This is a genomic window from Pseudomonas mosselii, assembly GCF_003205295.1.
Taxonomy (GTDB): Bacteria; Pseudomonadota; Gammaproteobacteria; order Pseudomonadales; family Pseudomonadaceae; genus Aquipseudomonas; species Aquipseudomonas mosselii_B.
On the sequence record NZ_QJRP01000031.1, the window covers coordinates 42,892 to 53,979 of the forward strand.

Below are 11,088 nucleotides of genomic sequence, written 5' to 3' on the forward strand. Positions count from 1 at the left end.
AGCTCCCATGGCCGTAGCACTCGACCAACCCGTCGCCGATTTCCAGGCCCAGGCCACCAGCGGCCAGACCGTCAGCCTGGCTGACCTGAAGGGCCAGCAGATAGTGCTGTACTTCTATCCCAAGGACAGCACCCCGGGCTGCACCACCGAGGGCCAGGGATTCCGCGACCAGCACGCGGCGTTCCAGGCCGCCAACACCGTGGTGTTCGGCGTGTCGCGCGATGGCATCAAGTCGCACGAGAACTTCAAGGCCAAGCAGGCGTTTCCCTTCGAACTGATCAGCGACAAGGACGAGGCGCTGTGCCAGCTGTTTGACGTGATCAAGCTGAAGAAGCTGTATGGCAAGGAATACATGGGTGTGGACCGCAGCACCTTCCTGATCGACAAGGACGGTGTGCTGCGCCAGGAGTGGCGCGGGGTGAAGGTGCCGGGGCATGTGGATGCCGTGTTGGCGGCAGCCCAGAGTCTCGATAAGGCTTGAGATCTTGAGGGCGCTTTGCGCCCTATCGCGGCACAAGGCCGCTCTCATGGAACAAACCGTAACTTATTGATTTAGCTGGACCCTGTGGGAGCGGCCTTGCGTCGCGAAAGGGGCGCGCAGCGGCCCCATATTCCGAGCCATCATCGAAATTGCTGGGGCTGCTGCGCAGCCCTTTCGCGACGCAAGGCCGCTCCCACAGGGGACAGTTCCCTGCGCGACAGCGCAGCCCGGAAGGGCTGTGTGATCTCCTACAGGAATCGCGTTCCCTGTAGGAGCGGCCTTGTGCCGCGAAGGGCTGCAAAGCAGCCCCAGACCTACAACATTGGCGCCACAGACCTGTCCTGCCGCGGCCACGCATCGAGCACCGCCTTGAACAGCGTCGCCAGCGGGATCGCGAAGAATATCCCCCAGAACCCCCAAAGCCCACCGAACAGCAGCACCGCACAGATGATCGCCACCGGGTGCAGGCTCACCGCCTCGGAGAACAGCAGCGGCACCAGCACGTTGCCATCGAGCGCCTGGATGATCGCGTACACCGCCATCAGGTAGATGAACTGGTCGCCCCAGCCCCACTGGAACAGCGCGATCAGCGTCACCGGCACCGTCACCACCACCGCGCCGACATACGGCACCACCACCGACAGGCCCACCAGCAGCGCCAGCAAGGCGGCATAGTTCAGGCCCAGGCTAATGAAGGCGATATAGGTGGCGATCCCGCAGATCAGGATCTCGATGCCCTTTCCGCGGATATAGTTGGCGATCTGCCGGTTCATCTCATCGCCCACCCGGTTGAGCAGCGTGCGCTCACGCGGCAGGTAGCCGCTGACCCAGCGCCCGATCAGTTCGCGGTCCTTGAGGAAGAAGAACACCAGGATCGGCACCAGCACCAGGTAGATCATCGCGTTGACCAGCAACGGCAGGCTCGACAGCGAGAACGTCAGCGCCCACTGGCCAAACTTGCCGATCTCGCCACGCACCGATTCGATGGCGCGCAGCACCTGCTCGTCCGACACCAGGTGCGGATAGCGCTCGGGCAGCAGCAGCAACAACGACTGCCACTTGCCGAGCATCCCCGGCAACTCGTTGAACAGGGTGATCAGCTGATGCCAGAGCAACGGCACAAGCACCAGCATGAACACCGCCAGCGCGCCCATGAACAGGGCGAACACCAGCCAGACCGCCAGCCTGGAGGGCACCCTCAAGCGCTCCAGGGCATTGACCAGCCCCTGCATGAGAAACGCCAGGACCATGCCCGCCAGCACCGGCGCGAGCATGCCGCCCAGGGTCAGCACCACGGTAAAGGCCAGGAACAGCAGGACCGCCAGCACCACCGCCTCCTCGTCGGAGAAGTAGCGCTGCATCCAGTCGCGAAGCACTTTGAACATTGACGATCCTTGGGAAAGACTCAGGCCTTGCGCAGCCAGTAGGTGTACACGCCGGCCTCGGCCGTTTCGTGCAGCAGCGTATGACCGGCCAGCTGGGCGAAAGTGCGGAAGTCGCGCTGGGAGCCGCCGTCGGTGGCGATCACCTTGAGCACCGCGCCACTGGCCAGGCGATTGAGTTCCATCTTGGCCTTGAGCAGCGGCAACGGGCAGTTCAGCCCGCTGGCGTCGAGCTCGGCGTCGCAGGTCGGGGTGTCACTCATCGGGCGCGTCTCCGGGGTATGGACAGAAAGGTCTGGTAGGATACCGCCACTGGTCGGCATCGCGCGACCCGGCTACAGTAAGGCTTTTGACCGACGCGAGCTTCTGCATGAATCTACTGCGCCCTACCCTGTTGACGCTGGCCTGCCTGATGGCCCTTCCCGGCCACGCCGACGACCTGCCGTCACTGGGCGACGCCAGCTCCGCGATCGTCTCGCCGCAACAGGAACACCAGCTCGGCCGCGCCTGGCTGAGCCTGTTGCGCGGCCAGGTCAACCAGCTGAACGACCCGCAGCTCAAGGACTTCGTCGAGACCAGCGTGTACAAGCTGGCCGAGACCAGCCAACTGCAGGACCGGCGCCTGGAGTTCATCCTCATCGACAGCAAGGAGCTCAACGCCTTTGCCGCGCCCGGTGGCATCGTCGGGGTCAACGGCGGCCTGTTCCTCAATGCACAGACCGAAGGCGAGTACGCCTCGGTACTGGCCCACGAACTGGCGCACTTGTCGCAACGCCACTTCGCCCGCGGCGTCGAGGCCCAGCAACGCATGCAGCTGCCGATGATGGCGGCCTTGCTGGCCGGCATCGTACTGGCGGCGGGCGGCGGCGGTGATGCCGGCATTGGCGTGATTGCCGGCACCCAGGCTGCGGCGATCCAGGAGCAGCGACGCTTCTCCCGGCAGAACGAACAGGAAGCCGACCGTATCGGCATCCAGAACCTGGAAAAAGCCGGTTACGACCCACGCAACATGCCCAGCATGTTCGAACGCCTGGCGCGCCAGTACCGCTACGACGCCAGGCCGCCGGAATTCCTCCTCACCCACCCGGTGACCGAGTCGCGGGTGGCCGACACCCGCAACCGCGCCGAGCAGGCGCCCAAGGGTGGCGTCGAAGACAGCCTGCGCTACCAGCTGATTCGCGCGCGGGTACAGCTCACCTATGAAGGCACACCGGGCCTGGCCGCCAAGCGCTTCCGCGCCCAGCTCGACGAGAATCCCCAGATGGACGCCGCGCGCTACGGCCTGGCCCTGGCGCAGATCAAGGGCGGCCAGCTCAACGAAGCGCGGGAGAACCTCAAGCCGCTGCTGGCCAAGGCGCCCAACGACATCACCTACAACCTGGCGCAGATCGACCTGGACATCACCAACAACCGCCTGGCCGACGCCCAGCAACGCGCCCAGCGCATGCAGGCGCTGTACCCGGCCAACTATCCGTTGAAACAGGTGCGCGCCGACCTGCTGATCAAGCAGAACAAGCCGGCCGAGGCTGAAAAGGTGCTGGACGACCTGGTCAAGAACCGCCCGGACGACCCGGACGTGTGGTACGACGTCGCCGAAGTGCGCGGGCTTTCGGGCAACACCATCGGCCTGCACCGCGCCCGCGCCGAGTACTTCACCCTGGTCGGCGACTTCGACCAGGCGATCCAGCAGCTCGACTACGCCAAGCGCCGCTCGGGCAGCAACTTCCCGCTGGCCTCGCAGATCGACCAGCGCCAGCGCGAGATCATGGAGCAGCAGCGGATGGTCAAGGAGATGATGGGGCGCTAGGCCTGGCACTGATCGCGCTGTAGGAGCGGCCTTGTGTCGCGAAAGGGCCGCACAGCGGCCCCAGGATGTTCAGGTTCACGCGGAAAACAGGGGCCGCTTCGCGGCCCTTTCGCGACACAAGGCCGCTCCTACAGGGTGATGCTCACCTTGCGTCAGGCGTTGCCCGACAACTTCAACCGCGCCGCCTGGGTGAAGTCGAGCATGCGGTTCAGCGGCTTGATCGCCTTGGGGATCAGCGCAGGCTCCACGAAGATTTCGTTGCTGCCCTTGCGCAGGCAGTCCAGCGTGCGCTCCAGGGTGTTCATCGCCATCCACGGGCAGTGCGCGCAGCTGCGGCAGGCCGCGCCGTTGCCGGCGGTCGGCGCTTCGACGAATTCCTTGTCCGGGCACAGCTGCTGCATCTTGTAGAAGATGCCGCGGTCGGTGGCGACGATGAAGGTCTTGTTCGGCAGTGTCTGCGCCGCCTTGATCAGCTGGCTGGTGGAACCCACCGCGTCGGCCAGCTCGATCACCGCCTCCGGCGACTCCGGGTGGACCAGGATCGCCGCGTCCGGGTACAGCGCCTTCATGTCGGCCAGCTGGCGCGACTTGAACTCTTCATGAACGATACAGGCACCGTCCCACAGCAACATATCGGCACCGGTCTGCTTCTGGATATAACGCCCCAGATGCTGGTCAGGGCCCCAGATGATGGTCTCGCCGTTGTCCATCAGGCTTTCGACGATCTCCAGTGCGCAGCTGGAGGTCACCACCCAGTCGGCACGGGCCTTCACCGCGGCGGAGGTGTTGGCGTAGACCACCACGGTGCGCTCGGGATGCTGGTCGCAGAACGCCGAGAATGCCTCCACCGGACAACCCAGGTCGAGGGAGCAGGTCGCCTCCAGGGTAGGCATCAGCACGCGTTTTTCCGGGGTGAGGATCTTCGCGGTTTCGCCCATGAAACGCACACCCGCCACCACCACGGTCTGCGCCGGGTGGTTCTTGCCGAAGCGCGCCATCTCCAGCGAGTCGGATACGCAGCCTCCAGTTTCCTCGGCCAGGGCCTGAATCACCGGGTCGCAATAGTAGTGGGCCACCAGCACGGCGTTCTGCTTTTTCAGCTCGGCGGCGATGGCCGCACGGTATTCGGCCTCCTGCGCGGGCGTCAGCGGGTTGGGCTGCTTGGCATCGAGGTGGGCCTGGACCAACAGGCGTTCGGAAATCTGGGTCATGATCGCTGGACCTGCGGGGCGCTTGAGCGCGTCAGTCGAGTGTATCACCCGGCCCTGGCAGATCGGCTAATGGTGCCGGACGGCCAGCGTCTCGGCCCCTCTGCGGGCGCGGATTCTTATCGGACGCGAAGGCTACAGGCAATCGCAGGGATGCAAAAGAGGTTTTTACGTTGGCCGCCCCAATGCAGTCGCGGGGCAAGCCCGCTCCCACGAAGCCATCCAATTCATGGCGACCTCGTGGGAGCGGGCTTGCCCCGCGAAAGGGACCGCGAGCCAGCAATCAGCCCTGCGGCTGGAGTGCCGCCAGGTGGCCGCTGATCAGCATGGCGAACTCTTCGACGGTCATCTTCTTGCCGTTGAAGTCGACCATGCCGTCGGCGTATTGCAGGCTCGACACCACATCACTGCCCTGCACCGTGGCCATGCCGCTCTGCAGCGCCATCATGCCGACCATTTCACCGGCCTGGCTGGACTGCTGGGCGATGGCCTGGGCATCGGTCTCACCCTCAAGCAGCGCCTGCAAGGTGGCCAGGTCGGCGACCATCGGCTTGGAAACGCTGAGCTTGGCCTTCAGTTGCGTCAGCAGCTGCTTGCCCAACTGGTCAGGCGGCAGGTCGAACGAGCTCGGGCTGGCGAAATCCATCGCCAGGTTGAAGTGGCTCTCGCCGTTGGCGGTCTTGAACGCCAGCTTCTCCACCGCCACCTGCGGCTTGGCCACCAGCAGCTTCTGCAGGTCGCCCTGGACCTTGGCCTGCTCCTCGGGGGTCATCTCCAGCGAAGGCGCCTCGCCATCGGCGGCGGCCTGCTGCATCTGCGGCAGCTGGGTCTGGTACCACTCCATCAGCGCCTGCATGGCCGGAATGTCGATGGACTTCATGGTCAGGACCATTTCCGCGCTGCCCACCTTGCGGCCGGCATAGCTGATGTCGTCGACCTTGTATTCCAGGCGCCCGGCCAGCTTGTCCTTGGCCTCGCCCTCGGCGTTGTACAGGTTGTTCTGCTGCAGGCCCTTGAGCACCAGCACTTCCTGCTTCGGCCCGAAGGTCACCTGGGTGTCGGCCAGGGCCAGGTCGAAGTTGCCGACATAGACCATGTCGTGGGCGGTTTCGGTGAGTTTGCCACCGGCCTTGAAGCCGTTGAGCAGGATCTTCACCGGCGCCTGCTGCTCGTCGACGAAGTTCAGCTCGAGGTGCTCGGCGCTGCTGTGGATTTCCACCGCCTTGCCTTCGCGGTCGCCGCGCAGCGTGAGCTGCAGGCCGGAGAAGTCCAGGACATTGCCGCCGTCTTCCTTGAGCGTGACTGGCGCCAGGCGGATATCGCTGTCGACGCTGCCGCCATAGCCGAGGCTGACCTGGGCGGTGACCGGCGGCTTGTCGCCGGCGGCGGTGAACCAACCGCTGGTGAAGTCATCCTTGTCCAGCGTGCTGTTGCTGGTGGCCATGACCGGCATCAGCTTGAAGGCCTTGACCCGCGACCAGGGGAACGGGCCGTGCTCGATCTGATCGGTCACGCCCACCTGGAAGTTCAATGCCTCGGCTTCGCCGAGCTGCACGTTGTCGGCCTTCAGGCGGTAGTGGGCGGTGCTGGTGAAGAAGTGCTGGTCCAGCGAGACCAGTTCGATGGTCATGCTGCCACCGTTGCCAGCCAGGGCCTTCTTCAGCTCTTCATTGCCGCGCGCGACGGAGCGCTCCAGCTCTGCGGGCAGCTGCTTGCCGGTGTACCAGGCGCCAGCGGTAGTTGCGACGGCGATGGCCACGGCCAGACCGGAGAGGATGCCTACTGATTTCTTCATGAATAGAACCGATTGCTGTCCATAGGGAGGTCGTTAGAGCGGTCCACGGGAACGAGGCCGCGCGCAGATGGCAAGAATACCATTGGCACCCGGCCCACGCGGTAATGCGTGAGGCATTTTGTGTGTCGACGCACAGCCGGGCACTTGGTTTGCCGAAGGAAAATTGTCAATTTTTACGAACATCAAAATCGACTTGCGATCTGCTCAATCGGCCAAAAACAATGCATAACGGCCAAATAAACCGATTCACCTTCCATCCACTTGGCACTCTGTCATGTTTAACTTGACACCCAAACGACCGTCGTTGTTTATTTCGCGCACCCCCGCAGCTCCAACATAAAAGGTGAACAACATGGAGCCCATCCGCTCGACCTTGTCGTGCCCGTCATACGCCGTGCCCGTTGTTTCGATCAAGGAGCAGCGCCCGCATGCAGCCTGACCACAGCGCCCCCGGCAACGCCCAATTCCGCAAGTCCCTGCGTCTCTGGCATGTGGTGATCATCGGCCTGGCCTACCTCACCCCGATGACCGTGTTCGACACCTTCGGCATCGTCTCCGGCATCACCGCCGGGCACGTGCCCAGCGCCTACCTCCTGGCCCTGGCCGGCATCCTGTTCACCGCCGTGAGCTACGGCACCCTGGTACGGCGCTTCCCGCAATCAGGCTCGGCGTACACCTATACCCAGCGCGCCATCAACCCGCACGTGGGCTTCCTGGTGGGCTGGTCGTCGCTGCTGGACTACCTGCTGTTGCCCATGGTCAACGCGCTGCTGGCCAAGCTCTACCTCTCGGCGATGTTCCCCGAGGTACCGGCCTGGGTGTGGGTGGCCGGTTTCGTCACCCTGATCAGCCTGATCAACATGCGCAGCGTCAACCTGGTGGCGCACTTCAACCTGTTGTTCGTCGCCGTGCAGGTGGCGATCATCGGTGTATTCATCTACCTGTGCTGGCGTGGCCTGGACCACGGCGAAGGGTTGGGCACCGCCTGGAGCCTGGTGCCGTTCGCCGACGACCAGACCCAGTTCGCCGCCCTGGCCGCCGGCGCGACCATCCTGTGCTTCTCGTTCCTGGGCTTCGACGCGGTGACCTGCCTGTCGGAAGAGACTCGCGACCCGGGCAAGACCATCCCGCGGGCGATCTTCCTCACCGCGCTGATCGGCGGCGTGGTGTTCATCGGCGTGTCCTACTTCATCCAGGCCTACTTCCCGACCATGGCGCGCTTCCATGACCAGGAAGCGGCCCTGCCGGAAATCGCCCTGTACGTCGGCGGCAAGCTGTTCCAGTCGGTGTTCATCGCCTGCACGGTGATCAACACCATCGCCTCGGGCCTGGCCTCGCAGACCAGTGTGTCGCGCCTATTGTATGTGATGGGCCGCGACAACGTGATCCCGGCCGGGGTGTTCGCCCGCCTGCACCCGCGCTACAAGACCCCGGTGCTGAACATCGCCGTGGTCGGCCTGATCTCGCTGTCGGCAATCTTCTTCGACCTGGTCACCGCCACCTCGGTGATCAACTTCGGCGCGCTGGTGGCGTTCAGCTTCGTCAACCTGTCGGTGATCAACCACTGCTATATCCGCGAGGGCCGCAACAAGGGCCTGACGAACAACCTCAAGTATCTGGTGGCGCCGACGATAGGCTTCTGCATCATCGTCTCGCTGTGGCTGGACCTGAACGAACACTCGTTGTTGTTCGGCGGTGTCTGGGCCCTGCTTGGCGTGCTCTACCTGGCCTGGCTGACCAAGGCCTTCAGGGTAGCGCCACCGAACTGCATCGCCGACTGACCCCGCCGACGCCCGCCTGACCGCGGGCGTCCTGTTTGCCCGAGAAGGAAAAGCCCATGTTGCTGCGCCGTCTCTCCATCCAGTGGAAGATCACCCTGCTTGCCGGCCTGTGCCTGCTGGCCATTGTCGCCCTGCTGGTGGCCACCTCGCTCACCCAGGCCCGGCGCAGCGCCGAGCAGGTGTTCCAGGCCAACACCGAGCTGCTCGACCACAGCGCCCGCCTGCGCCTGCAGGCCCACGGCGAGACCCAGGCCCTGCGTATCCAGCGCTACTTCATGGACGCCTATCAGTACGGCAACGGCTTCGCCCGTCTGGTGCAGGCACTCAAGGCCCGCGGCGGCGCCGACCTGCGCACCGAACTCAGCCGCGAGGCGCGCGCCGCCCTGGCCGGCAACGCCGACCTGATCGGCCTGTACCTGGTATTCCAGCCCAACGCCCTGGACCAGCAGGACGCCCGCTTCGCCGGCCAGGCCGATAACGGCAGCAACGACAGCGGCCGCTTCTCCCTGTACTGGTCGCAGCCCGGCACCGGCAACCTCGAGGTGGAGGCGATGCCCGAGTCGATGCTCGCCGATACCAGCATCGGCGCCAACGGCTCGCCCTACAACCGTTGGCTGACCTGCCCGCTGGAGACCGCCAAGGCCTGTGTGCTCGACCCGTACTTCGACGAGGTCAACGGCCACCAGGTACTGATGACCAGCATCGCCCTGCCACTGCTGGAAAACGGCAAGGTGGTGGGCGTGGTCGGCCTGGACATCGGCCTGGACAACCTGCAGCAACTGAGCCTGGCCGGCCGCCAGGAGCTGTTCGACGGCCAGGGCCAGGTCAGCATCGTCAGCCCCTCGGGCCTGCTCGCCGGCCACAGCCAGGACGCCAGCCAGTTGAGCAAGACCGTGCAGCAGGCCTTCGGCGCCAGCGCCACCGCACTGGCCGGCACGCTGCGCGCCGGTCAGGCGGTCGAGCGCCTGGACGATGGCACCATGCGCATTTCCCGGCCTTTCGCCCCGATCCCCGGCGCGGCGCCGTGGCAGGTCCTGCTCGAGCTGCCCGAACAGGTACTGCAGGCCCCTGCCGTCGCCCTCAACCAGCGCCTGGACAGCCAGAACCAGAGCGCCAACCTGGTCAGCCTGCTGATCGGCCTGGGCGCCGCCGTGCTGGGGCTGTTGCTGGTGTGGCTGACCGCTCGCGGCGTGACCCGTCCGATCCTGGCCGTGGCCGCGCGCCTGAAGGACATCGCCAGCGGCGAAGGCGATCTGACCCGACGCCTGGACTACGCCCGCGACGACGAACTGGGCCAGCTGACCGGCTGGTTCAACCGTTTCCTCGACAAGCTCCAGCCGGTGATCGCCCAGCTCAAGGGTTCCCTGCAGGAGGCCCGTGGTACGGCCGACCAGTCGGCGCTGATCGCCAGTCAGACCAGTGACGGCATGCAGCAACAGCACCGCGAGATCGAGCAGGTAGCCACCGCCGCCAACGAGATGAGCGCCACCGCCCACGACGTCGCCCACAATGCCGCCCAGGCGGCGCAAGCGGCGCGCGGCGCCGACCAGGCGACCCGCGACGGCCTGGCGCGGGTGGCCGCCACTCGCGAGGCAATCGGCGAGCTGGCCGGCGGCATGGACGCAGCTATGGATGAAGCGCGCGCCCTGGAAAGCCGCGGCGAGCAGATCGGCTCGGTGCTCGAGGTGATTCGCGCCATCGCCGAGCAGACCAACCTGCTGGCGCTCAACGCCGCCATCGAGGCCGCCCGCGCCGGCGAAGCCGGGCGTGGTTTCGCGGTGGTCGCCGACGAGGTGCGCAACCTGGCCCAGCGCACCCAGGTTTCGGTGGAGGAGATCCGCCAGGTGATCGAGGGGCTGCAGCAAGGCACCCAGGACGTGGTCGGCGCGATGCACGCCGGCCAGCGTCAGGCCCAGGACAGCGCGGCGCAGATGGAGCAGACGCTGCCGGCACTGCAGCGTATCGGCGAGGCAGTGGCGGTCATCACCGACATGAACCTGCAGATCGCCTCGGCTGCCGAGGAACAGAGCGCCGTGGCCGAGGAGGTCAACCGCAACGTGGCGGGGATACGTGATGTGACCGAGTCGTTGGCCGGACAGGCCGATGAGTCGGCGAGGATCAGCCAGGCGCTGAACCGTTTGGCCAACCAGCAGCAGGTATTGATGGAGCAGTTCCGGGTGTAGCTGTGGGTTGATCTTGATCTTGATCTTGATCTTGATCTTGATCTTGATCTTGATCGCAAGGTTAACCCCCTCTCCACTAGCGACAGCTACGCCAGCCCAGGCGCCGCCCGTACCTTCGCGACTTCAGGAGGCCGAACGCAGGGCTTGCGGAGGGAGGTGACGGGCATGGATGCCCGTCAAGCGCTGGGGCCCAGGATGGGCCCTGCAGCGCGGTCCTCCCGGGAGCAAGGCCGGAGTGAGGGGACCCGGAGCGAAGCGCAGGGCCGGATGAACGGAGCGCAGCGTTTTTTGGTTACTTTTTGTCGCGTTTGACAAAAAGTGACTCGCCGTTGAACTGACCCCCGAAAGTTGGACACCTGATCCCCAACCGGAGGGTGTTCCATGACGAAATACAACCTGGCACTCAAGCAGGCACTCATCGAAGAGTGCCTTTCTGCCCGCAGTGTTCATG

Annotated in this window: 7 protein-coding genes and 2 pseudogenes; 5 read left to right on the forward strand and 4 right to left on the reverse strand. The window is 65.1% G+C overall.

Going from position 1 to position 11,088, the window contains the following annotated elements; all coding sequences use genetic code 11:
* Positions 1-7: 7 nt before the first annotated feature.
* Complete coding sequence (locus tag DMX06_RS21560; RefSeq protein WP_110739264.1) at positions 8-481, forward strand: peroxiredoxin; 474 nt, start codon at positions 8-10, stop codon at positions 479-481.
* A gap of 314 nt (positions 482-795) precedes the next feature.
* Here the strand turns inward: DMX06_RS21560 and DMX06_RS21565 are convergent, their stop codons facing one another.
* Entirely contained in the window at positions 796-1,866 is a 1,071-nt protein-coding gene (locus DMX06_RS21565) for an AI-2E family transporter (protein WP_110739265.1), read from the reverse strand.
* Positions 1,867-1,886: 20 nt separating this feature from the next.
* Positions 1,887-2,126 carry a sulfurtransferase TusA family protein gene (locus tag DMX06_RS21570; RefSeq protein WP_110739266.1) on the reverse strand — a complete coding sequence of 80 codons (240 nt, stop codon included), beginning with the start codon at positions 2,124-2,126 and terminating at the stop codon, positions 1,887-1,889.
* A 107-nt stretch (positions 2,127-2,233) separates the two neighbouring features.
* Here DMX06_RS21570 and DMX06_RS21575 point away from each other — a divergent pair, with 107 nt between their 5' ends.
* Entirely contained in the window at positions 2,234-3,670 is a 1,437-nt protein-coding gene (locus DMX06_RS21575) for a M48 family metalloprotease (RefSeq protein WP_110739267.1), read from the forward strand.
* A 152-nt stretch (positions 3,671-3,822) separates the two neighbouring features.
* On the opposite strand, the gene nadA is transcribed toward DMX06_RS21575, so the two are convergent.
* Both nadA and DMX06_RS21585 read right to left on the reverse strand, forming a co-directional pair.
* Positions 3,823-4,881: a quinolinate synthase NadA gene (gene nadA, locus DMX06_RS21580; RefSeq protein WP_110739268.1), complete on the reverse strand. Its 1,059-nt coding sequence runs from the start codon at positions 4,879-4,881 to the stop codon at positions 3,823-3,825.
* 280 nt (positions 4,882-5,161) lie between these two features.
* Positions 5,162-6,673 (reverse strand): YdgA family protein, encoded by a 1,512-nt coding sequence (locus DMX06_RS21585; RefSeq protein ID WP_110739269.1) that lies wholly within the window; start codon positions 6,671-6,673, stop codon positions 5,162-5,164.
* A 428-nt stretch (positions 6,674-7,101) separates the two neighbouring features.
* Here DMX06_RS21585 and DMX06_RS21590 point away from each other — a divergent pair, with 428 nt between their 5' ends.
* From DMX06_RS21590 to DMX06_RS26900, 3 genes and pseudogenes are all read left to right on the forward strand, one after another.
* Positions 7,102-8,454, forward strand: a complete 1,353-nt coding sequence (locus DMX06_RS21590) for an APC family permease (RefSeq protein ID WP_110739270.1) — start codon at positions 7,102-7,104, stop codon at positions 8,452-8,454.
* 275 nt (positions 8,455-8,729) lie between these two features.
* A pseudogene (locus tag DMX06_RS26895) lies at positions 8,730-9,779 on the forward strand (PDC sensor domain-containing protein); the annotation flags it as partial.
* Positions 9,780-10,127: 348 nt separating this feature from the next.
* Positions 10,128-10,637 (forward strand): annotated as a pseudogene (locus DMX06_RS26900) (methyl-accepting chemotaxis protein); the annotation flags it as partial.
* Positions 10,638-11,088 lie beyond the last annotated feature (451 nt).

Excerpts from the sequence above, each read along its gene's own strand:
- DMX06_RS21560 (WP_110739264.1), top strand. The coding sequence starts at position 8 with ATGGCCGTAGCACTCGACCAACCCGTCGCCGATTTCCAGGCCCAGGCC.
- DMX06_RS21565 (WP_110739265.1), bottom strand. The coding sequence starts at position 1,866 with ATGTTCAAAGTGCTTCGCGACTGGATGCAGCGCTACTTCTCCGACGAG.
- DMX06_RS21570 (WP_110739266.1), bottom strand. The coding sequence starts at position 2,126 with ATGAGTGACACCCCGACCTGCGACGCCGAGCTCGACGCCAGCGGGCTG.
- DMX06_RS21575 (WP_110739267.1), top strand. The coding sequence starts at position 2,234 with ATGAATCTACTGCGCCCTACCCTGTTGACGCTGGCCTGCCTGATGGCC.
- nadA (WP_110739268.1), bottom strand. The coding sequence starts at position 4,881 with ATGACCCAGATTTCCGAACGCCTGTTGGTCCAGGCCCACCTCGATGCC.
- DMX06_RS21585 (WP_110739269.1), bottom strand. The coding sequence starts at position 6,673 with ATGAAGAAATCAGTAGGCATCCTCTCCGGTCTGGCCGTGGCCATCGCC.
- DMX06_RS21590 (WP_110739270.1), top strand. The coding sequence starts at position 7,102 with ATGCAGCCTGACCACAGCGCCCCCGGCAACGCCCAATTCCGCAAGTCC.